The sequence below is a fragment of the Sphingobium sp. Cam5-1 genome, from assembly GCF_015693305.1.
Classification (GTDB): Bacteria; Pseudomonadota; Alphaproteobacteria; order Sphingomonadales; family Sphingomonadaceae; genus Sphingobium.
Map to the genome: position 1 here is coordinate 356,586 of NZ_CP065139.1, position 21,926 is coordinate 378,511.

At 59.2% G+C, this 21,926-nt stretch carries 16 protein-coding genes; 9 read left to right on the top strand and 7 right to left on the bottom strand.

Going from position 1 to position 21,926, the window contains the following annotated elements:
- Positions 1-161 precede the first annotated feature (161 nt).
- Complete coding sequence (locus tag IZV00_RS15705) at positions 162-1,475, top strand: APC family permease (RefSeq protein ID WP_196227352.1); 1,314 nt, start codon at positions 162-164, stop codon at positions 1,473-1,475.
- 85 nt (positions 1,476-1,560) lie between these two features.
- Here the strand turns inward: IZV00_RS15705 and IZV00_RS15710 are convergent, their stop codons facing one another.
- Together IZV00_RS15710 and IZV00_RS15715 are read right to left on the bottom strand one after the other, a co-directional pair.
- Positions 1,561-3,843, bottom strand: coding sequence for a TonB-dependent receptor (locus IZV00_RS15710; RefSeq protein ID WP_196227353.1), 2,283 nt, complete (start codon positions 3,841-3,843; stop codon positions 1,561-1,563).
- Positions 3,844-4,092: 249 nt separating this feature from the next.
- A complete protein-coding gene (locus tag IZV00_RS15715) occupies positions 4,093-5,394 on the bottom strand; it encodes a DUF3422 domain-containing protein (protein ID WP_196227354.1) in 1,302 nt (433 codons plus the stop codon).
- A 542-nt stretch (positions 5,395-5,936) separates the two neighbouring features.
- On the opposite strand from IZV00_RS15715, the gene IZV00_RS15720 reads away from it, so the two are divergent.
- The 5 genes from IZV00_RS15720 to IZV00_RS15740 all read left to right on the top strand — a co-directional run bounded on the left by IZV00_RS15720 (position 5,937) and on the right by IZV00_RS15740 (position 12,020).
- Positions 5,937-8,387, top strand: a complete 2,451-nt coding sequence (locus tag IZV00_RS15720; RefSeq protein WP_196227355.1) for a GcvT family protein — start codon at positions 5,937-5,939, stop codon at positions 8,385-8,387.
- A 69-nt stretch (positions 8,388-8,456) separates the two neighbouring features.
- On the top strand, positions 8,457-9,203 hold the full coding sequence (locus tag IZV00_RS15725) for an electron transfer flavoprotein subunit beta/FixA family protein (protein ID WP_196227356.1): 747 nt from the start codon (positions 8,457-8,459) through the stop codon (positions 9,201-9,203).
- A 1-nt stretch (position 9,204) separates the two neighbouring features.
- Positions 9,205-10,134, top strand: coding sequence for an electron transfer flavoprotein subunit alpha/FixB family protein (locus IZV00_RS15730; RefSeq protein ID WP_196227357.1), 930 nt, complete (start codon positions 9,205-9,207; stop codon positions 10,132-10,134).
- Positions 10,135-10,176: 42 nt separating this feature from the next.
- The gene (gene purU, locus IZV00_RS15735) at positions 10,177-11,061 is read left to right on the top strand and encodes a formyltetrahydrofolate deformylase (protein ID WP_196227358.1); all 885 of its coding nucleotides are present in this window, start codon (positions 10,177-10,179) and stop codon (positions 11,059-11,061) included.
- A 50-nt stretch (positions 11,062-11,111) separates the two neighbouring features.
- Positions 11,112-12,020: a bifunctional 5,10-methylenetetrahydrofolate dehydrogenase/5,10-methenyltetrahydrofolate cyclohydrolase gene (locus tag IZV00_RS15740; protein WP_196227359.1), complete on the top strand. Its 909-nt coding sequence runs from the start codon at positions 11,112-11,114 to the stop codon at positions 12,018-12,020.
- Positions 12,021-12,046: 26 nt separating this feature from the next.
- On the opposite strand, the gene IZV00_RS15745 is transcribed toward IZV00_RS15740, so the two are convergent.
- The gene (locus IZV00_RS15745) at positions 12,047-12,928 is read right to left on the bottom strand and encodes a helix-turn-helix transcriptional regulator (RefSeq protein WP_196227360.1); all 882 of its coding nucleotides are present in this window, start codon (positions 12,926-12,928) and stop codon (positions 12,047-12,049) included.
- A gap of 71 nt (positions 12,929-12,999) precedes the next feature.
- On the bottom strand, positions 13,000-13,917 hold the full coding sequence (locus IZV00_RS15750; RefSeq protein ID WP_268934793.1) for a LysR family transcriptional regulator: 918 nt from the start codon (positions 13,915-13,917) through the stop codon (positions 13,000-13,002).
- Between the two features lie 135 nt (positions 13,918-14,052).
- Between IZV00_RS15750 and gabT the strand changes: the two genes are divergently transcribed.
- Together gabT and IZV00_RS15760 are read left to right on the top strand one after the other, a co-directional pair.
- Positions 14,053-15,339 carry a 4-aminobutyrate--2-oxoglutarate transaminase gene (gene gabT, locus IZV00_RS15755; protein WP_196227362.1) on the top strand — a complete coding sequence of 429 codons (1,287 nt, stop codon included), beginning with the start codon at positions 14,053-14,055 and terminating at the stop codon, positions 15,337-15,339.
- Positions 15,336-16,799 carry an NAD-dependent succinate-semialdehyde dehydrogenase gene (locus tag IZV00_RS15760; protein WP_196227363.1) on the top strand — a complete coding sequence of 488 codons (1,464 nt, stop codon included), beginning with the start codon at positions 15,336-15,338 and terminating at the stop codon, positions 16,797-16,799. Before gabT ends, IZV00_RS15760 begins: the two co-directional genes overlap by 4 nt.
- 136 nt (positions 16,800-16,935) lie before the next feature.
- Here the strand turns inward: IZV00_RS15760 and IZV00_RS15765 are convergent, their stop codons facing one another.
- Complete coding sequence (locus IZV00_RS15765) at positions 16,936-17,823, bottom strand: MlaA family lipoprotein (RefSeq protein ID WP_196227364.1); 888 nt, start codon at positions 17,821-17,823, stop codon at positions 16,936-16,938.
- 375 nt (positions 17,824-18,198) lie between these two features.
- Between IZV00_RS15765 and IZV00_RS15770 the strand changes: the two genes are divergently transcribed.
- Positions 18,199-19,794, top strand: coding sequence for a cellulase family glycosylhydrolase (locus tag IZV00_RS15770; protein WP_230463466.1), 1,596 nt, complete (start codon positions 18,199-18,201; stop codon positions 19,792-19,794).
- 30 nt (positions 19,795-19,824) lie between these two features.
- Here the strand turns inward: IZV00_RS15770 and IZV00_RS15775 are convergent, their stop codons facing one another.
- Both IZV00_RS15775 and IZV00_RS15780 read right to left on the bottom strand, forming a co-directional pair.
- Positions 19,825-21,243 carry a HAMP domain-containing sensor histidine kinase gene (locus tag IZV00_RS15775; protein ID WP_230463467.1) on the bottom strand — a complete coding sequence of 473 codons (1,419 nt, stop codon included), beginning with the start codon at positions 21,241-21,243 and terminating at the stop codon, positions 19,825-19,827.
- On the bottom strand, positions 21,243-21,926 hold the full coding sequence (locus IZV00_RS15780; RefSeq protein WP_196227366.1) for a winged helix-turn-helix domain-containing protein: 684 nt from the start codon (positions 21,924-21,926) through the stop codon (positions 21,243-21,245). The genes IZV00_RS15775 and IZV00_RS15780 overlap by 1 nt, the downstream gene beginning before the upstream one ends.

Consider the following 21,926-nt stretch of genomic DNA (forward strand, 5'->3'; position numbering starts at 1 on the left):
GATTTCGCAGTCAGGAAAAACAAAACGAGTGAGAGGGTTCGATCCGATGCGATCAGCCTTTAGTATATAAACGGGATCCAGCATTGACAACGTCCACGCAAGACACTGCCACCTCCGGCGCTCTATCTCCCTTAAAGGCAGTAGCTCTTGGATTTGCAGCAATGCAGGTCGGGCCATGTCTGGCGAGCGTACCGACGCTGCTGCTTCAGTTCGGAGGCGCTGGCTCGTGGATCAGTGCGCTGATGACGCTGGGCGTCGCGCTCCTCATCGGGCGCGCGATCACAACCTTCGCCAGCCGATATGTCGTCAGCGGATCACTTGTCTCCTACGCCGAAATCGCGTTTGGCAACTGGGGGCAACGGGTGGTGGGCATCTCGCTCATGCTCGGTTATCTCGGCGTAATCGCGATGATCGTGAATGACGAGATATATTATCTGACAAGCCTGCTGTCCGAGACCGGATTCCCCCAGGCGACGAGTTTACCCTGGCAATGCGCCTTAAGTCTCGTCGCTTCCGCCTTCTCGGCATTTTTCGCTTATCGCGGCCCGGATTTGTCCGCCCGCGTTGCAGGATTGCTCGCCCTGATCAGCTTGCCGGTCATCATGGTGATAATGCTCCTCGCCTTCTCAAACCATTCAGCCGGATTTTTCGATCAGTTCAACACGAGCAAATTCGATGCCGGAGGAATACTCGCGGGGGCGGTATGGGGCATGGCGATCTATGTCGGTTTCGACGGCCTGACTTCGGTCGCATCGGATACGGTGAATCCGCGGAAAAATGTTCCTCGCATCCTGACCTACACCCTACTTTTATGCGGGGTGACATGGTCGCTGGGATCCTTGCTTCAATACTCGGTTTTGGCGCCGCATATGAACGATATTCTCGCAGGCAGAACGGCTATATCTGTCCTTGCAGCGCAGGCGGGCCTGCCTGGCCTGACGGCCGAGTTCGACCTTGTGGTCGGCGCTTCGGTCGTGGCATCGACGATCGCGTTCTTCAATTTCGCCGCCCGCATCGTGGCGACGGCCGCACAGGATTCGATGCTGCCAGCATCGCTAGGGATCATCGACCCTGAAAGCCATGCGCCCCGCCGCGCAATTTTGCTGGTCGGCATTATCGGCGCGATCGTGCCGATGCTGATACGGCTGAGCGGAGCCGAAAGCCCTATCGAGGCCATCACCACACTGGCAAGCATCGTGATCAATTTCTGGCTGCTGCCCTATTTCCTGATAAGCTTGGGCGCGATCCTGATCCTGCGCCGGGAATCCGTCACCAGCTTCGCACATTTGGCGCCACCGGCTGCCGGAGCGCTGCTTCTCATTCTCGTGGTCGCTCAGAACTTTATCGCGCGAGAGGGAAAGTGGCACATGCCCGTGATTGCGGCCACTATCCTCGCGATCGCGTTGGGGCTTCTCAAACTTGCTGACCGGACCCGGCAATCGCAAGATTTGAGAATGCATCCCAGTCCAGAATAGGCATGGGGTGCAACGCGCAGCCAGAAAAAAGACGGCCCTGCCGAACAAGTCCGGAAGGGCCGCCAATCAGAGAGGAGATGAAACGTCAGAAATCTTTGCGAAGTTCAATACCATAACGACGCGGAGGAACGTAGGTGACAATTCTGGTTCCAAACAGCGCGATATAATCGAACGCGGAGACCTGCTTTGCGGCGTTGGTAAAGTTCTTCACGAACGCAGCAATTTCAAAGCCATTGCGCGAATAACTTACGCGAGCGTTATGCAGCGTAGCGGCGGGAAGCAGGTTCATCGCATTGTTGTCGACCGATGAGTAACGCTTCGACTGATAGCTGAAATCATACACGAAGGCGAGCTGGCCGGCGCCGACATCGAACGACTTGCGAGCCAAGCCATTGACGGTCCACTTGGGAGCATTGACCGCGCCTTGGTCGATAACGCCGCTATAGCTCGTATTCACATCGTAAACCTTCGTATGAAGATTTGCTACACCCAGCTGAAGATCAAGGCCCCGCATAGGCGTGACAGACAGTTCCATCTCACCACCATACATATAGGCATCATTGTTGGTGACGAACGATGTCAAACCCTGGAGCTGAAACGCCTGGAAATCGGAATAGTCATAATAAAAAGTGCTGAGATTCAGGCGAACGGCACGATCGAACAGCTTGAGCTTCGATCCTGCTTCGTAGGCTATCATTGTTTCAGCGCCAAAGGGCGTCTGTGCGAGAGATGTGGTTCCGCCCGCATTGCTATTGAAACCGCTGCCCTTCACGCCTCGCGAGACGCTGGCATAGAGCAGCGCGTCATCACTGGCGGTGTAATCGAGTTGAAGGCGGCCGCTCCACAACCATTCTTTCTTCTTCGCGGCGCGACCAACGGTCGCCTCCGAAAAATCATATCCGAGCAGCGGAGGATTATAGACGGTGTTGGTAACCCCGTCTCCCAACTCATTATAATATACCTGCGAAGAAAAGCTCTTGGTGTCATGAAGCACCCGCCCGCCAACGGTCAATTTCAGGCGATCGGTCAGCGTATAGTCACCCTGTGCGAACGCCGAATAGGAACGGACATGCTGGTCGAAGACGTTGCTGATGTCGAACGCGAACTCCGTGCCAGCATAAGCGGGGAATGAATAGTTCTGATAATTGGACTGTTTTATATCCAGGAAATATACACCGCCGGTGAAGTTAAACCTGTCGCCGACTTTCGACACGCGAAGCTCTTCGGACCATTGGTTCAAATTCTGGCCGCTGGGAAAATAGCAGGAATTCAGGGGCGTACCATCGCAATCCTCTGCATAGGCGAATTTGAAGTGCGTGTAGTTGGTGAGAGAAATAAGGCTGATTTCATCCGAAGCGCTCCACTCAAGGCGCAAGGTCGGTGAAATCCGCTCTTTCTTCAAATAGCCGACGGCGTTGAACGCAGTCTTGCGCGCGTCTGGATAGGGATCGCGATATCCCGTGGCGTCGTTCCCCGGGCCGGTGCCATATGCATCGACGTCGGCGGGAAGGAGTTCCGGCCTGCCATTCACCAGATAGGCTGGCTGAGAGTCATAGGTCCCGATCCTTGCACGCGGATTGCGATCATAGGAGATTGCGAAATAGGCTTTTAAATTGTCGCTCAGGTCCCGCTGGATCTGCGCGCGCACGCCAAAGAATTTCTGCGCATTCGTGTCTGGACCGACTGCGTTCTTCCACCAGCCATTCGAATAGTCGAGCATGCCCGAAATACGAAACTGCGTCTTGTCGTCCAGCGGGCCGCCAACCGCAGCCTCCAGGCGCTTCTGATCATAGTTGCCGATCGTGGCCGACACGAAACCTTCAAACTGTTCTGTCGGCTTCTTGGTGATGAAGTTGGCGAGGCCGCCAGTGGAATTTCGGCCGAACAGCGTCCCTTGCGGGCCGCGCAGAATCTCTACGCGCTCCAGATCATAAACGGGGAAGTTGGTTTCATAAGGCGAGCTGACATAGATATCGTCGAAATATATGGCGTTGGGCGATTCCTGATTGGTCGAAAAGTCGGTTGCCGCGACGCCCCGCATCGTCAGGTTGCCGTTCAACCCTGAACCGCCGCTGGATTCCAGCACGACGCCGGGAACTTTGGAAGCAAGTTCAGTTGCCGACTGGACGCCCATCGCCTGCATCTGATCGGACGAGAAGGCAGAGATCGAAAGGCCGACCTTGTCCAGCCGCTGCTCACGTCGCTGCGCGGTGACCACAATATCGCCCCCCAGGCCATCCTGCTGGGAAGCATTTGCGCTGGCCCCTTGCCCGCCCTGTTGGGCCAGAGTGTTGGTCGGGAGCATGCCGATACTGATCGCCAGCGCTGCGACCGATATCTGCATCGCGCGTACGCTGCGGATCTGCAATAGACTTGTCCTGTTACTCGAGGATTGAGAAGCGCATAATCTGTTGTAATAAGCCATTGAATAAACCCCCGGATCGTTGTTGGGCGAGGTCCCGTTCGCCAAATGTGAGACGTGCGGAGGATCAGGCTGAAGAAATTCTTATACAATACCCTGTGAAGGGTAGCCTATGCTCGTCTGAACATTGCTGGCTACCCGTCTGGAAGGAGCCAACCCGTTCATCAACAGGTCGCCCTTTCAACGCTGCGCGTTCTAAACTTCAGGCCGCCGCAGCACTGCGTTGCGGAGCCGGTGCAGGCAGAACCAGCTTCCCATCAATATTAGCGGTGTCGCCACGGACAGGATCGTGGAAGCGTGCAGACCCGGCGCAAAGGGTTCGATCCCTTCCAGCATATGCCCTAGCAGCGACACGCCATAATAGCTGATGGCGACCACCGACAATCCTTCCACCAGCTGCTGAAGCCTCAGCGTCATGCTGGCGTTGCGTTCAAGCGAGGCCAGAAGTTTCGCATTCTGGTTCTCGATCCGCGTTTCGATACGTGTCCTCAGCAAACCGGAAAGATGAGCCGCCAGATTGGCGATCTGCTGCAATCTTCTGGTGAAACTCGCACAGGTACGCACCGCTGGAAGAAGGCGGCGTTGAGTAAAGTCGGCCAGCGACTGGCACCCCCTCACCGGCTGCGGGGCCAGTTCGGCAAGCCGCTCGTCAACCAGCTGGGCATAGGCCGACGTCGCACTCATCCTGTAGTTCGTTGCGCCAGCGAGCGCGCCGATCTCCAATGAGAGTTGGCACAGCTGGTCCAGCAGATCGTCGTCGCGGGCCTCAGGATGGCTCAGCATCTGGCCAAGCTCCTGCAGCTTGGCTTCGGCTTCGTGCAGCGATCGCGATTGCGCCTGAGCAACCGGCAAGCCCATAAGGGCCAGATTACGATAATTGCCGAGTTCCTGCAGGCGCTGCACCGTTCGTGTCAGATCGCCATCGCACGCGCCGTTTGCGGCGACCAGAAGCCTGCCATAACCGTCAGCACCGATCCGAAAATCGGACCAGACCCGAATGCCGTCGCCTACGTGACAGGATACCAGCTCATCGCCGACGAACGCCATATCCTCCAGGCAGGCCCGGGCCTTATCCTCATCTTCGACGATCGTGATCCTGGTCGCGCGTATCGCGGCGCCCGGCAAATTTTCCATCTGCAAAACGGCATCGTCGATCGCACCGCGCTGGCCTGATCCGGCAAAAAGAGTGACGGTGCTCGCTTCGCTGTGCCGCTCCCAGATGTAGGCTATTGCGCCATGCAGCATCCCTGAAACATGGCTCGCGCCGGACAGGCACGCCGGATTTCCGCTGAATTGGGCGATGAAATCACTTTCCCGCATCCGGTCGCCATCATCCAGGATGTTGAGGATTTGCACTATCTCCATCGGCGCGGAAAGCCTTGGCCAGCGTCGAAGATGCATTTCCCCCACGACCCGCTGGCGGAGCTCATGTTCTCTCACACTCTCCCTCCCTCCAATTGCCCATCGTCTTGCGACGCCTATCCAGCCGTGGCGCATCTACAGGCTTGTGTTCCGTTCACTGGGTCAGATGGAAAGGCGCCCCCGCAGACCTGCGTCCTGAAACAGTTCAGAGCGCCTCCGTCCCGCCGCCTGTTTGTGACACACACACATATAGCCTGCTTGCGCGGGCCATGCTCCTACCCTCATCGGAGTAGTTTTCCGGGCTACATTCGCCATGCTCGATACAGACGGCGTGCGAGAGCGGCGGATGCCGCATGTTTAACCGATGGCGGCCAGAGGCAGCGACATCTTTCCACCCAGCCTTCAGGTCGGCCGCGCCCGCGCCTGCGCGGATACTACCCCCGGCGGGGTATTGTTACGCCAGGTCCTCATCAGCACTATGCCTTCGATACCATTCAACTTTCCCTGAAGCGCGCTTCGTTTGAAAAGCAGGTAATAAATTTGTCGGACCAACAATCGCGTTCATCGGGAATAGATCTGTTACCGTTTGACGACTGGATACGTCGTCGCACTGCCGCACATGCGCATATGAATATCTTTGCGCAATCGCTGGATAGCAAACATCTGGAGTGTTCTTCGTGACATCATATCCGAGTTCCGCCGAAGTCGTAATCATCGGTGGCGGCATCGCAGGATGCTCCATAGCCTACCATCTGACCAAATTAGGTATTTCAGATGTACTTCTGTGTGAACGCAAGCAATTGACCTGTGGCACGACCTGGCACGCGGCGGGATTGGTCACACAGCTCCGCGCAAACCGGCGGATGACGGAGCTCGCCTATTATACAGGGCAGCTGTTCGAACAGCTGGAAGCCGAAACAGGCATGGCGACCGGCTATATGCAGCGGGGATCGCTGCGCCTTGCCAAGACGCCCGAACGGCTTGAAGAGCTTGCCCGCGGCGCATCGATGGGGCGGAATTTCGGCCTGCCTGTCGAACCTGTAACCCCCGGCGAGATCAAGGAGCGTTGGTCGCCGGTCAACATCGACGGCATCGTCGGCGGTTTCTGGTTCCCAAATGACGGTCAGGTCAATCCCATCGACGTAACGATGGCCTATGCCAAAGGCGCGCGCATGGGCGGCGCCAAGATCCTTGAGCAATGCCTGGTCAAGAACATTATCGTCGAAGGCGGCAAGGCTGTCGGCGTCATAACCGAGCAAGGTGAAATCCGGGCGAAGAAGGTCGTCATCACCGGCGGCATGTGGTCGCGCGATCTGGCGGCGCAAATTGGCGTCAGCCTCCCGCTTCATGCAGCCGAACACTTCTACATCGTCACCGAGGCGATCCCCGAACTTCCACGCAACCTGCCGGTCATGTTCGTCACAGATGAACACGCCTATTACAAGGAGGATGCCGGCAAGCTCCTGCTCGGCTGCTTCGAACCGAACGCCAAGCCCTGGGGCATGAACGGCATCTCCCCCGATTTCTGCTTCGATACGCTGCCCGAAGATTTCGACCATTTCGAACCGATCCTCGAACTCGCGGTGAACCGTGTGCCGCTGTTGGCCAATGCCGGTATCCAGCTGTTTTTCAACGGACCTGAAAGCTTCACCCCCGACGACCGCTACCTGCTGGGCGAAACGCCCGAGGTGCGCGGCCTCTTCACCGCTTGCGGCTTCAACTCGGTGGGCATCCTGTCATCGGGCGGCGTCGGCAAGGTTCTTGCGGACTGGATCAACGACGGCATGCCCCCCGTGGAGCTAGTCGATGTCGATGTCCGTCGCACGGTCTCGTTCCAGACGAACAAGAAATATCTTCACGACCGGACGACGGAAACACTGGGCGCCATGTACAACATGCATTGGCCCAACCTGCAGATGGAGACCGCGCGGAACGTGCGCCGCAGCCCCTTCCACGATCGCCTGATCGCGAAGGGCGCATGGATGACGGAGATGAATGGCTATGAACGGCCCGGCTTCTTCGGCGGTGCGGGGACGACACCGAAAGTAGAATATTCCTATCACAAGCCGAGCTGGTTCGACGACACTGCTGCCGAATGCCGCAACACGGCGGAGAATGTGTCGGTCTTCGACCTCAGCTGCTACGTGAAATATCTGATGGAGGGCCGCGACGCTCTCAAGGTTCTCAACCGGCTTTCCGCCAATGAGATCGACGTGCCCGTCGGCAAGCTGGTCTATACCCAGTGGCTCAATCCCAAGGGCGGTATCGAGGCCGACGTCACTATCACGCGCCTGTCCGAAACGTCCTTCATGATTGTCACGATCGCTGCGTCCCAGCGCCGCGACATGGCCTGGCTGAAGCGGCATATTCCGGACGATGCGCACGCCCATGTGGTCGACATCACGTCCGGATTGCCGATGCTGGCGGTCATGGGTCCCAAGTCACGCGAACTGCTGCAGAAGATTTCGCCCGCCGACTTCTCCAACGAAGCTTTTCCTTTCGGCACCAGTCAGGAAATCGACCTTGGCTACGCGAAGGTCCGCGCCAGCCGCGTCACCTTTGTGGGTGAACTGGGTTGGGAACTCTACATGCCGGCCGAATTCGCCCAGCACGTCTACGATGTCCTGGTCGAAGCGGGAACGGAGTTCAGACTTCGCGACGCTGGCTTCTTCGCCCTCAATTCCCTCCGCATGGAAAAGGGTTACCGCCACTGGGCGCATGATATCGGCGAGGAGGATACGCCCCTTGAGGGTGGCCTCGGTTTCGCGGTCGCGCTGGACAAGCCGGGCGGATTCATTGGCCGCGACGCACTCCTGCGTCAGAAGGAAGCAGGCAAGCTCACCAAGCGCCTCGTCCAGTTCAAGCTGAAGGATCCCGACGCCCCATTTGTTTTCCATAACGAGCCGCTTTGGATCGGTGACCGCATAATCGGCGACATCTCCTCGGGAGCATATGGCCATCGCATCGGCGCTTCGCTGGGGATGGGTTATGTCCATCACGAGGATGGCGTCGACAAGGCATTTCTTGAGGCGAGCAGCTTCGAGGTCGAGATCGCATGGAAACGGCATGAGGTGGAGGCGCAGTTGGGGCCTTGGTATGATCCAAAGGGCCTACGCATCAAGGCGTGAGGCGCCAGATCCCACTCACTCTCATCGACAGCTGCATCTTGAAGGCAATGACATTGCCGGGAGAATATCATGCGCATTCTCGTTCCCGTGAAGCGGGTCATAGATTTCAACGTGAGGCCAAGGATCAGGGCGGACGGAAGCGGCCTTGACCTTGCCAACGTCAAGATGGCCATGAACCCCTTCGACGAAATCGCTCTTGAGGAAGCGATCCGCCTTAAGGAAGCGGGTCAGGCCACCGAGGTCATCGCCGTGTCCATCGGCCCGGCCAAGGCGCAGGATACGCTGCGCACGGCCTTGGCTATGGGTGCTGACCGCGCCATCCTGGTCGAAACCGACGCGGACGTCGAACCGCTGGTCGTCGCGAAGATTTTGAAAGGGATCGTGACAGAAACCGGTTCCGACCTCGTCATCCTCGGAAAGCAGGCGATCGACGACGATGCAAACCAGACGGGGCAGATGCTCGCGGGGCTCATGAACCGGCCGCAAGGCACCTTTGCAAGCCGGGTCAGCGTCGATGGCGACACAATCAATGTGACGCGTGAGATCGACGGTGGTCAGGAAACGGTTAGGCTTGCCCTGCCAGCGATCATCACTGCCGATCTCAGGCTGAACGCGCCGCGCTACGCCTCGCTGCCCAACATCATGAAGGCGAAAAAGCAGCCTATCACCATGACGGGTCCCACGGATTACGGGGTGGATTGCACCCCGCGCATCAAAACCATGAAGCTGGCCGAGCCGCCTGCCCGCTCCGCTGGCATCAAAGTCGCCGACGCGGACGCCTTGGCGGCCAAAATCAAGGAAATGGGAGTTGCCTGAGATGAAAACTCTCCTTTTGGTCGAACATGATGGCAGCACGGTAAGAGATGCCACTCTCTCCGCTGTGACGGCCGCTGCCAAACTCGGCCCCGTCGATCTGCTGGTGGCCGGTTTCGGGTGCCGCGCCGTGGCAGAAGCGGCCGCACGGATCGTGGGTGTCGATAAAGTCCTTCTGGCGGATCACGGCTGTTACCAGCATGCGCTGCCCGAGAATGTCGCGCCGCTGGTGGCAACCCTGATGACCAGCCATGACGCGTTTCTCGCCCCGGCTACAAGCGTCGGGAAGAATGTCGCGCCACGTGTCGCCGCATTGCTTGACGTCATGCAGATTTCGGAAATCCTCTCCGTGGAGGGAGAAAGAAGCTTCACCCGCGCGATCTATGCCGGAAACATCATCGCGACCGTTGAGTCCACTGATTCCAAGCTGGTGATCACCGTGCGGGGTTCGGCCTTTCCCATGGCGCCCGCGACCGGGGGTTCCGCCACGATCGAGGAGGTTTCCATCGAGATGGACACCGGCCTGTCCACCTTTGTGGGTGCGGAAATCGCGAAGCTGGAACGCCCTGAACTGACCTCCGCCAAGATCGTGGTTTCCGGCGGCCGCGCGCTCAAGGATGCTCAGACATTCGAGCAGATCATCATGCCTCTGGCCGACAAGCTGGGTGCGGGCGTGGGCGCCAGCCGCGCCGCCGTCGATGCGGGCTATGCCCCCAACGACTATCAGGTGGGGCAGACGGGCAAGATCGTTGCTCCCGAACTTTACATAGCGGTCGGCATATCGGGCGCGATCCAGCATCTGGCTGGCATGAAGGATAGCAAGACCATCATCGCCATCAATCAGGACGTGGACGCGCCGATTTTTCAGGTCGCCGACATCGGGCTCGTCGCCGATCTTTTCACCGCCGTCCCTGAACTGACCACGAAGCTGTGAAGCCCATAGCGCGCAACTCGCCATGAATTTTTGGAGAAGAATGTGACGACCGATATCCTCACCGTATCCTGTCCGTCAAAGCGTGGGATAGTGGCCGCCATTTCCGGCTATCTGGCAAGTCAAGGATGCAGCATCTCGGATTCCTCCCAATTCGATGATGTGGAAACCGGCACCTTCTTCATGCGGGTCAGCTTCGTCTCCGAAGAGGGCAAGGCGCTTTCGGAGATCGCTGAAGGTTTCACTCCGATCGGCCAGGACTGGAACATGGATTTCAAGTTTCACGACTCCACGGCCAGGATGAAGGTCATCCTCATGGTGTCCCGCTTTGGACATTGCCTGAACGACATATTGTATCGATGGAAGATAGGCATGCTGCCGATCGACATCGTGGGCGTCGTGTCCAATCATTTCGACTATCAGCATCTCGTGCTCAGCCATGATCTGCCGTTCCACCACATCAAGGTCTCCAAGGACAACAAGGCCGAAGCCGAAGCGGAACTGAGGGCGATCGTCGAGCGGACGCAAGCCGAGCTGATCGTTCTGGCGCGCTACATGCAGGTGCTTTCGGACGATCTGTGCCGCTCCATGTCGGGCCGGATCATCAACATCCACCACAGTTTCCTCCCCGGGTTCAAGGGCGCAAAGCCTTACCATCAGGCCCATAAGCGCGGCGTGAAGCTGATCGGCGCGACCGCCCATTATGTCACCGCGGAACTGGATGAAGGTCCGATAATCGAGCAGGAAACCATAGCCGTCACGCATGCGCAGAGCGCTGACGATTATGTATCCATCGGACGGGACGTGGAAAGCCGCACATTGGCGCGCGCGATCCACGCGCACATACATCATCGCGTATTCGTGAACGGAGACCGGACAATCGTCTTCCCTGCCAGTCCGGGCAGCTACGCCGCCGATCGCGTGGGCTGAAACGCCGTCGGCGTTCTGCCGTCCACAACACATGAATGACAAGGCGGATTATGGCGAAGATCATTGACGGCAAAATGATGGCCGAGGGCATTCTGGAGACCGTTCGCCAGGACGTGGACGACTTTCGGTGGCGCTGCGGTATCTCACCCACCTTGGCGGTCATTCTGGTGGGCGATGATCCCGCGAGCCATGTGTATGTCTCGCGCAAGTTGAAGGCATCGAAGCGGGTCGGCATAGCGTCGATCGAGCGGCGCCTCCCCTGCGAAACGACCCAGGACGCCCTTCTGGCGGAGATCGACGCGCTGAACATGGATCCTGCCGTGCATGGCATTCTGGTTCAATTGCCGCTGCCCCGTCACATCGATGCAGCAGTTGTCCTGGATCGCATCTCCCCGTCGAAGGACGTTGACGGCTTCCACCCGGTGAATGTCGGTCGCCTATCGACAGGCACGCACGGATTGATCCCCTGCACGCCGCTTGGTTGCCTTCTCTTGCTCGAAAGCGTGGTCAAGGACTTTTGTGGCCTCAAGGCAGTGGTCATCGGCAAATCCAACATCGTCGGCAAGCCCGTCGCCCTGCTTTTGCTTGAAAGAGAATGCACGGTCACCGTCACGCACATCAACACGCGCAACCTGCCCTCTATCGTCTCGACCGCCGACATCGTGGTCGTGGCCGCGGGCAGCCCCGGCCTGGTGCGCGGCGGCTGGGTCAAGCCCGGAGCGATCGTGATAGACATCGGCATCAACAAGATTGTCGATAAGGATGGCCGGAGCATGATAGTGGGTGATGCAGTAACTTCCGAGCTGGATCATGCCGCCGCCGTCACCCCTGTGCCCGGCGGCGTCGGACCCATGACCATCGCATGCCTCCTGTCGAATACCGTCCGCGCAGCCAACATGATGACGGCTGGTTCGTCACCGAATGCCCAAGAGACCATAACCATCCCTCGCGTGGCTTAGCGTGGCCGCACAAACGCGCAGGCAAGTCAGTTGCTGCGGGGCACCTGCCCATATTGAAGCAACGGATCGGCATCCAGGCCGACATTCACTTCCCCAACCACGTCGATGAACAGCGAAAACAGTTCCGCCATCGAACTGATATCCAGCTTGGCGTATATATTCCTCCGATGCACCTTCGCCGTGCCTTCGGCCATTTTCAGCCGTTTCGCGATCACATCGATCGGATATCCTCTCAGCATCATCTGAACGACCTCGAACTCCCGATCGGTCAACAGGGAGCGGCCGAAATTATCGCGGGCTCTTTTCAGATCGTCGTGCAGCTTCACTTCTTCGGGCGAGGGAGGAGCAAATAGTTTCGGATCGGCAAAATGTCGCCAGCTCGAAGAAAGCGTGCCGAAGACAATCGGGGCAATCGCCTTGGCCAGTTCCAATTCCTTATCCGAATAACGCCCCGCGTCACGGGAGCGCGCGAAGGAAAGCAATATGTGCCCACCTTGCCCGTCGGACATGCAATAGCACATCTCATCAACAAGGTCGGTATCCACATAGTGCCGAACGAAAAAATCGCTCGTTTGAAAATCATCCTGATCTACCACGTCCTTAAGACTGATCGCCTGATTTTCGATGGACCGCTCAATGGCGAGATAGAATGGATCGGTAAGGTAAAATCCGTTTTTATAATCGTTAATCTGCTGCTGCCTGACAGATTTCGGCGTCCGATGTTCGACTACCTCTGGCCCAACATTTTCCCGAAAATGAAACAACATCATCTCATCTGATCGGAGCGCGGCCGAAAACATGTCAAACAGCGCCTCTGCTCTCGCTTTACCTTCCAAAGCGATAAGCTGCGCGATCTTGCCATTCCACTCAGGGGAAGCCAGATATTCCAGTGACAACATTTCAGACATTCCCCCCTGCCCTGACTTCAAAACGAAACATGTTCAGGCAAACGCGTCCCGGCAAACCCGTTGAAGACGCGTCAATATGCCGGGTCCGCGCTGAATTGCGCCGCAAGCCAGCGTCTGAATCGGACGATTGATGGGTCCGACCACCGATTGGCGGGTCCCCTGAAAACATAAGCTCCCAGTGTCACAGGCACGAATTCCTTTTCACGAGGCACGACCTTCACCAGTCTACCCGCCGCAAGATCTTCGGCAATGAGATAGTGATTGCCAAGCGCGATCCCCTGCCCCGCCCGCGCGGCGGCCAGCGCCAGATGAGCATGGCCGTATCTGCCGGTCGGAGTGTTCGGCGGAAGATCGATAGATTGCGCCCTCATCCACATACGCCATTCCACATCGCTGCGTTCCTCGATCAGCGGCAATGTAGCCAGGTCTTCCGCCGAACGAATCCTGTCGCCCCAGCGAGAAACGAACATCGGCGAGGCCAACGGAAAAACATGCGGCCTCGCCAGTTCAAGGGTTCTCACCCCGCGCTTCCGGTCCAGCGTCTGGCCATCGCCAATATATCGAATGTCGCCATCAACGGCGTTGTTCGAAAGGTCAAGGAGCCCATCTTCCGATCGAAGATCGACCGGCGGCATTCCGTTTCGGCCCGAAGACATCGCAAGCCGCATAGCGAGCCAATGCAATGCCAATCCCCCGACGCAGGATATTACCAGCTTGCCATCGGTCCTGCCCCGAACCGCGTCCGTTGCTTCCCTCAATTCATTGAAAACCTTCACCAGACGGCCATGATAATCAACGCCAACCGCTGTCATCTGCCCGCTTTCCCGGTCCAGCAAGGTAACGCCCAGACGCTCTTCCAGCCCTCTTACGTGACGGCTGACTATGGCATGGCTTACGCCAAGGGCCTTCGCTGCTCGTCGGATACCGCCCAATCGGCCCACTGCCTCAAAGGCCCTGAGAGCGGAGAAAGGAGGCAATGGTGAATTCATCGCGTTCAGCCATAGGAGTAGATGGTGACCTCAGGTTACCAAAGCGGCCGCCGAAAGCAACTGCTTCCGGGATGCAAAATCCCCTAATGTATCAGCATCAGGACAGATTCCAGAAACCATCATGAAGGTCGTCAGATGCGGAACGCCGAATATAACGCCCGTCGCAAGGAAGCCATCCCGCAGGGCGTCGCCACCGCCACCAACATCATCGCCGATAGGGCCGAGAACGCCACCATCTGGGATGTCGAAGGCAATGCCTATATCGATTTTGCGGGCGGGATCGCGGTTCTCAACGTCGGCCATCGTCACCCCAAGGTGATCGCGGCGGTTCACGACCAGCTCGACAAATACACGCACACGGCATTTCAGGTGGTTGCCTATCCGCCTTATATCGAATTGGCTGAGCGGCTGAACGCTTTGGCGCCCGTCGATGGCGACGCCAAAACCATCTTCTTCACGACCGGCGCGGAAGCGACCGAAAACGCAGTCAAGATCGCACGCGCGGCCACCGGCCGCCCCGGCATCATCGCCTTTGCGGGCGGCTTCCATGGCCGGACCCTGCTGACGTCCGCCATGACCGGCAAGGTTTCGCCGTACAAGAAGGGCCTTGGGCCGTTTCCTGGCGAAATCTACCATCTCCCCTATCCCAGCCCGACCACAGGGGTTAGCGTTGAGGATACGCTCAAGGCTCTCAACTTCCTGTTCGCGGCCGACATCGAACCAGAGCGCATCGCGGCTTTCATCATCGAACCGGTCCAGGGCGAAGGCGGTTTCCATAGCCCGCCGCCCGAATTTTTCCAGGCGCTCGATGATATCCGTCGTCGCCATGGCATCATGATAATCGCGGACGAAGTTCAGACCGGCTTCGCCCGCACCGGAAAGATGTTCGGCATTGAACATGCACCGATCAAGCCCGACCTCCTTACCGTCGCAAAGTCGCTGGGCGGCGGCTTTCCGATATCCGGTGTCATCGGGCGCGCGGATGTCATGGACGTCATCGGCCCCGGTGGCTTGGGCGGCACCTATGGCGGCTCTCCGGTCGGGTTGGCCGCAGCCTTGGCCGTGCTTGACGTTATCGAGGATGAACGCCTCCTCGACCGTGCCAATGTCATCGGCCACAGACTTCGCGAACGGATTACGCAGTTCGCCCAGCGCAACGACATGGTGAAAATCACCGGCCTGCGCGGCCCCGGAGCGATGATTGCCTTCGACATCGTCAACGAACATGGCCAGCCGGATGGCGACGAAGCGAAGCGCGTCTGCGCGCGCGCACTGGCAAATGGATTGATTTTGCTAAGCTGCGGCCAATTTGGTCAGGCCATAAGGATATTGGTGCCGCTGACTGTTGAAGACGACACGTTGGAGCAGGGCCTGAATATTCTGGAGAAGGCGCTGACCGCTGTCTCGAGGGAGGTTGCGTGACCTTCTCGCACACTCTCTCTCGATCCGCCCTGTTCAAGGAAGCGGCATTTATTGACGGGCTGTGGATCGAGGGGACGGCGAAGATCGCCGTCACCAATCCCGCAGACGACTCTGAACTGGGGACTGTGCCCAATTTGGGCGCGGACGAAACAAAACAGGCGGTCGCTGCCGCCTGGCGGGCTCAGGTCGACTGGCGCAAGCTGGCGGCGAAGGCGCGCGGCGCCATATTGCGGCGCTGGGGCGAGTTGATGCTCATGCACCAGGACGATCTGGCGACAATTTTGACGCTGGAGCAGGGCAAGCCCTTTGCCGAGGCCAAAGGCGAGGTCGCCTATGCAGCGTCCTTTTTGGAATGGTTTGCGGAGGAAGCACGCCGGATCAATGGCGAACTGATCCAGCCCCACGCATCCGATCGCCGTCTGGCCGTGCGTAAGGAGCCGGTTGGCGTCGTCGCCGCCGTCACGCCCTGGAACTTCCCCCTCGCGATGATTACCCGCAAGGCAGGGCCTGCTTTGGCCGCCGGTTGCTCGATGGTGCTCAAGCCATCCGAGCTCACGCCATTTTCGGCGTTGGCGCTCGCCGTGTTAGCGGAAGAGGCCGGGGTGCCTGCCGGGATATTCAACGTCGTGACCGGCGATGCGGCCCCGATCGGCGACATCCTGACCACGGATCCGCGAGTTCGAAAATTCACCTTCACGGGTTCGACGGGCGTGGGCAAGATGCTGGCGGCACGCTGTATGTCGACCGTGAAGCGCGTTTCCCTGGAACTGGGCGGCAACGCGCCCTTCATCGTTTTCGATGACGCCGATGTCGAAAGCGCGGTTGAAGGCGCTCTCATTTCAAAATTTCGCAACACCGGCCAAACCTGTGTCTGCGCGAACCGTTTTCTGGTTCAGGATGGCATTTTCGACGCCTTTGCAAAGCGCTTGGCCGAACGCGTCAGCCAGTTCGTGGTGGGCGCGGGCATGAGCGGCCCCACAGACCAAGGGCCGCTGATTGATAAGCGGGCGGTGACCAAGGCATCCGCCCATGTGGACGACGCGGTATCGCGCGGAGCGCATATCCTTGCCGGAGGCCACGCGATCAGGGGCGAAGGCAATTTCTTCCTTCCAACGGTATTGGCGAATGTTCCCGCCGACGCGCTGCTTTGCAAGGAGGAAACATTCGGCCCGGTCGCTGGCCTGGTACGGTTCCAAAGCGAGGCTGAAGCGATCGCGATGGCCAACGACACTCCGGCTGGCCTTGCCAGCTACGTCTACACGCGGGATCTGGATCGAAGCATCCGCGTTTCGGAAGCGCTGGAATATGGAATGGTCGGCCTTAACAGCGGACTGATCTCGACGGAGGTCGCGCCTTTTGGCGGCGTCAAGGAGTCAGGCCTTGGGCGCGAAGGCTCCCATTGGGGCATCGATGATTATGTGGAATTGAAGTTGATCTGCACGGGCGTAAACAGCGCCTGAACGCAGAAGGCGCTGCGTGGGATCTTCTATATTCTCGCCACATTCGCGGTGCGCCTCTTCAAGGACACTGCCCCCGCGCCGTTCAATTTGTGACACGATTCAGGTTGAGCGGCGTCGAAGATCAGCAGAGCGCCTGTTATTGCGACGCCGTCCCACCTTCTCCCATCTGTCGCCCATAAACCGGCACCACGTCATCGCTCGCCCGGCCGTGCAGCGCCTCAATCTCCGCCTTGCGCTGCTTCAGATACAGCTCGCGATAAGCTGCATAGGGGTCATCCTCCCTGCGGATTTTCTGGACGGTATCGTCAAAGGCCGCACGCTCGCCAAGCTGGTTGAGGATCGTCGCCGGAATGACGTAGGCAGGCTTTGTGAAGGGCTTTCCGATCAGGAAGGGCACCGCCATTTTGTCCACTGTATCGCCGATGATATCGCGTAGCGTGGTCGGCCCGACGATGGGCAGATACATATATGGCCCCGGCCCTACGCCATAATAGCCAAGCACATTGGCGAGACCGTTGGGCCGATAGGGCAGGAAGAAGGGCTTGCGCTTGGCGACGTCGAACAGGCCCGCGACCCCCAGCGTCGTGTTGATCGTGAAGCGCCCCACCGTTTCCACCGCCTTGCCGGGCTTCAGCTGGAGCATGTAAGCGGCGAACACCACCGGTTCCTGCAAATTGGCGAAGAAGTTGCGGAAACCCTTCCGAACGGGCTTGGGCAGTCCCTTGTTATAGGCCTTCGCCACTGGCTCGACCACGGCCTTGTCAACCGACTGAACCGCTTCAAAGCTTTTTGCATTGAGATGCTCAAGCGGATCACCCGCCGGAGGCCGATCTGCGCCGGTCACCACGATGTCGGTGGGCTGCTCCTCCGCGCCGTTTTCCGATTTGGGAGGCAGAGATATGTTCAACGCTGCCGCAGCGCTTGCCACATCCACCGTCGGTGAGGCCTCGGGTGGCGGCGCGTCGACCGTTGCCGCCTGTGCGCCCATCATCAACATTCCCGCGGCGATGCCCGGCAGCAGCATAGTCCAGTCCTTTGCAGCGGCCGATCGCCACGTTCGGCTGGGCCTTCGAAGTCCAGATCGCGTCGCGGCTTATTCCGTGAGTTGTCCAGCCCGGCGCGGGCTAAATGCGATATGGCGCGCCGTCAATAGATTGATTTCGTGGAAAAGCGGAACAGCTTTGGGAGCCATTCTAGAGTCCGCCTAAAATATCGAACGTATTCGTCTGTTTTATAGCGATCCACTATGTTACAGTGAGTTAGAGATTGTAAAATGCGCAGGTGAAATATGAGGACGCTACTCTTCCGGTCGGCATTTATCGCAACGGCGTGTCTATCGTTGAATGTCACTTCGACGGCTAATGCGACATCGCGGAGCGCCACTGTCACCGCCACTCCGATGAGGTTGACGCAGCAGGATCGCTGGCTCATCGATCCGCAGGGCCGTGTCGTCATGCTGCACGGCGCGAATATGATCGAACTGATCGGCAACGCCCATCATCTTGGCTCGGGCGGACATAGCACCCAATGGAGCGATGACACGCCGCGCCTGATGCGTGAGGCAGGATTCAATGGCATCCGCCTCATCATGTTCATGAGCCGCATCACGCCGCAGCCCGGGCACGTCGATGAAGCCTATCTCGACGCCGTGACGCGCACCGTCGCCGCCTATTCCCGACAGGGCATCCATGTCCTCATCGACCTGCATCAGGACGAATATAGCGACACGATCGGCGAACGCGGCATGCCCGCTTGGATGACATTGACTGACGGTCTGAAAAGCGATCCGAAGCTCGATTTCCCCAACCGATATTTCAAGGATGCCGCTGTCCAGCGCGCGTTCGACAATTTTTGGGCAAATAAACCGACCGTGGACGGACGTGGCGTACAGGATGTCTACATCGACATGCTGGCGGCACTGGGGCGGCGCTTCGCCAAGAATCCTGCGGTGTTCGGCATCGATCTGATGAACGAGCCGTCGACCGGGTCGAAATGCGCGCAGCCCGATCCAAAGATCGCGGACTGCCCGGAACTAGAACAACAACTGCTTGCGCCTTTCTACGCCAAGGCAGGCGTGGCGATGCGCAAGGCCGCGCCGAACACAATATTGTTCGTCGAACCGTTCATGTTGCAGGGGGCACTTGGCATTCCCATCAACACACCGATGCCCGGCGCCAAGCAACAGGGCCTTTCCTATCATAATTATGGCCCCTTCCGCCCCATCCGCGAAAAGGTGAGCGAGGCAGCGCTGGCCCGAGCCGTCGCTGCGCCTGCCGCTATTCTGAACACCGAATGGGGGTTCAGCAACGATGCCGCCGACCTGGCATCGCAAGCGCAGGATTTCGACAATCGCATGATCCCATGGCTGGCATGGACGCGCGGCACGTTCGAGGCGCTGGTCAATCCAAAGGCCGCGACCAAGCCTGCGCCCAATCGGGATGCCGTGTTGCGCGCTTATGCCCGCCCTTACGCGGCAGCGACGGCGGGCACCCCGATTGCGCTGACTTTCGACGCGGACAAAGGCTCACTCGATTATCGCTGGTCGACCAAGGGGCCGGACGGGCGGGATCGTTATCGATTGACGACGGAAATCGCCATGCCCGCCCCTAGTTATCCCCAAGGATATACGGTCACGGTGGAAGGTGGCCGTGTGCTGTCCCCGCCCAACGCACGGTTGCTGAAGGTCGCGGCAAGCAAAGCGGGATCTACGGTGACGGTTCGCGCCGCGCGCACCGGCGACCTGCCGCCGCTGACGGGGCCAAAGGTGGTCGAAGGACCCGGTTACAGCATAGATTCCATGCTTGGCGACCTGTTGAAAGATCCGCGCGCGCAGGCGATCATCGTCAAATATCTGCCGACGCTCGGCGCCGCCGATCAACTGGGCCTGGCACCGCAGATCAGGCTGCGCGCGATGCAGCCCTATGTGCCCGAGATGAACGATGCCGTCGCCGCGAAGATCGATGCGGAACTCAAGGCTCTGCCCGTGCAAAAATAGGCGACAGCTGGTCGGCCAGGCTGAGCGCGCTCAGATATCTCGGCCTGAATGTGGAGGAGTCGATTGCGCAGCCTCACCGTCACTCGGCGAATAGGGGAACGACAGCGTGACAAGCAATCCGGGTTGCGCGTCACCAAGCACAAGGGCGCCGCCGTGGAGCCGCGCAACAGCGGCGGCGAGCGAAAGGCCTAGGCCAGCGCCCGCGATGTGGCGTGACAGGTCCAACCGGGCAAAGCGACTGAGAGCGCGCTCGCGATGCTCCTCTGGAACGCCGGGACCATTGTCGGACACCTGAATCAGTATCGATCCGGCTTCAGCGCGCGCTGAAAGCCCAATGCGATCACCACCATATTTCAGCGCATTATCGATGAGGTTCGACAACGCCTGCCCGAGCATCTCTCGATTGGAAAACAGGAACAAGCCGGGTTCAGCGTCTACTGAAATGGTAACGTCCCGTTCGTCAGCCAAGGCGCCGTACATGTCCTGAAAATCATGGAGCAGCGCAGCGATATCGACCGGCATGAAGCTGTCCCGGCCTATTCCGGCTTCGGCCCGGCTGATAAGCAGGGCGGTGTCCAGCATTCGCAGCAGCGTGTCGCTCTCCTCAACCGCGCGTTCAAGTGCGCTGACGCTGGCCTCATCATGACTTTGCTTGACCGCGCCGTCCAGCACGGCACGCAATCGGGTGAGCGGCGAACGCAGGTCATGGGCAAGGCCGTCGGTCACCAGCCGCAGTTCATCGACCAGCCCGGTAATCCGGTCCAGCATGGCGTTGATCGCCTGACCCAGCGTATCGAACATGTCTCCGCTGCCGGTCAGGGCGATGCGGCGTTCCATGTCGCCTGTTTTCACCGCGCTTGCCGTATCGGCTACGGCGTGCAGGCGCCTCCGCATGATGGAGGCAGAAAGCCAGGCGGCCCCGGCGGCCAGCGGGACCGCGATCAAGACAGCGCTCAACAGCGCGGCTTCCAGATAGCCGCCGAAGCGCAAGTCGCTTTCCACCACATGTCCGGTCAGCAGGCGCGTGCCGTCAGGGAAACGGGTGCTGACGATGCCCATGACCTGCGGATCGCCATGCTGGCGGGGGGCGTGCAGCAGGTTCACCAAACGCCAGGATTCAGCCGTGCCGACATGATCGGGCCATTTATCAAGATTGCCTGCGATGCGGCGTCCGTCGGGTCCCATGAGCAGCAGGATGGAATCGCCAACCGGATCGGCGGCAATGCGGCTGCGCACCGTTGCCCCAGCAGCGGCTAGTCCGGCGGCGGCGTAGGTGGCCGATATATCGTCGCGCAGGCCGACCGCGATCTCGCGGCTGGCGTGGTTGACCGACTGGCTGGTGAAGCGATGGACTGCCCACAACGACACCAGCACGCAGGCGATCTGCATCAGGAAGATCAGCAGGGCAAAGCGCCAGATCACCGAATAGCGCCAGCGCATGACGTGCATCAGCCATTCTCGCTCAGGCGATAGCCCGCGCCGCGCACCGTATGGATCAGCGGCGGCTCCCCATCTTCATCGATCTTGCGCCGCAACCGGCTGATATGGACATCGATGACATTGGTGCCGGGGTCGAAATGATAATCCCATACCCCCTCCAGCAACATGGTCCGCGTCACGACCTCGCCTCTGTGGCGCATCATATATTCGAGCAGGCGGAACTCGCGCGGTTGCAGATCGACCGACCGGCTCCCCCGCATGGCCTTCCTTGAAAGCAGGTCCACTTCCAGATCGCCACATGTCAGCCGCGTTTCGGCCTGACCGGCTTTCCCGCGCCTCAACATGATCCGCAGTCGCGCCAGCAATTCGGCGAAGGCAAACGGCTTGGCGAGATAATCGTCCGATCCGCTGGTCAATCCCTTGACCCGTTCGTCAGCCGTCGCGAGCGCGGACAGGATCATGACCGGGGTTTCGATGCCCGCCGCGCGCAGGGCCGCGAGTACGGCCATTCCATCCATGCCTGGCAGCATTCGGTCGAGAATAATCGCATCGTGGCTTGCCTCGGTCGCCATGAACAGCCCCTCCCGCCCGTCCTCGGCGCGGTCGATGGTGAAGCCCTCTTCGGCGAGGCCCTTTGCAATATAGTCGGCCGTCGTGGCATCATCCTCGACGAGCAGCACTTTGTAACTCAT

What these genes read in the sequence shown, in the direction of transcription:
- IZV00_RS15765 (WP_196227364.1), bottom strand. Translation starts at nt 17,823, where the DNA reads ATGCTGCTGCCGGGCATCGCCGCGGGAATGTTGATGATGGGCGCACAG.
- IZV00_RS15780 (WP_196227366.1), bottom strand. Translation starts at nt 21,926, where the DNA reads ATGAGTTACAAAGTGCTGCTCGTCGAGGATGATGCCACGACGGCCGAC.
- IZV00_RS15725 (WP_196227356.1), top strand. Translation starts at nt 8,457, where the DNA reads ATGCGCATTCTCGTTCCCGTGAAGCGGGTCATAGATTTCAACGTGAGG.
- IZV00_RS15750 (WP_268934793.1), bottom strand. Translation starts at nt 13,917, where the DNA reads ATGAATTCACCATTGCCTCCTTTCTCCGCTCTCAGGGCCTTTGAGGCA.
- IZV00_RS15730 (WP_196227357.1), top strand. Translation starts at nt 9,205, where the DNA reads ATGAAAACTCTCCTTTTGGTCGAACATGATGGCAGCACGGTAAGAGAT.
- IZV00_RS15740 (WP_196227359.1), top strand. Translation starts at nt 11,112, where the DNA reads ATGGCGAAGATCATTGACGGCAAAATGATGGCCGAGGGCATTCTGGAG.
- IZV00_RS15770 (WP_230463466.1), top strand. Translation starts at nt 18,199, where the DNA reads ATGAGGTTGACGCAGCAGGATCGCTGGCTCATCGATCCGCAGGGCCGT.
- IZV00_RS15745 (WP_196227360.1), bottom strand. Translation starts at nt 12,928, where the DNA reads ATGTCTGAAATGTTGTCACTGGAATATCTGGCTTCCCCTGAGTGGAAT.
- gabT (WP_196227362.1), top strand. Translation starts at nt 14,053, where the DNA reads ATGCGGAACGCCGAATATAACGCCCGTCGCAAGGAAGCCATCCCGCAG.
- IZV00_RS15775 (WP_230463467.1), bottom strand. Translation starts at nt 21,243, where the DNA reads ATGCACGTCATGCGCTGGCGCTATTCGGTGATCTGGCGCTTTGCCCTG.
- IZV00_RS15715 (WP_196227354.1), bottom strand. Translation starts at nt 5,394, where the DNA reads ATGCGCCACGGCTGGATAGGCGTCGCAAGACGATGGGCAATTGGAGGG.
- IZV00_RS15705 (WP_196227352.1), top strand. Translation starts at nt 162, where the DNA reads ATGCAGGTCGGGCCATGTCTGGCGAGCGTACCGACGCTGCTGCTTCAG.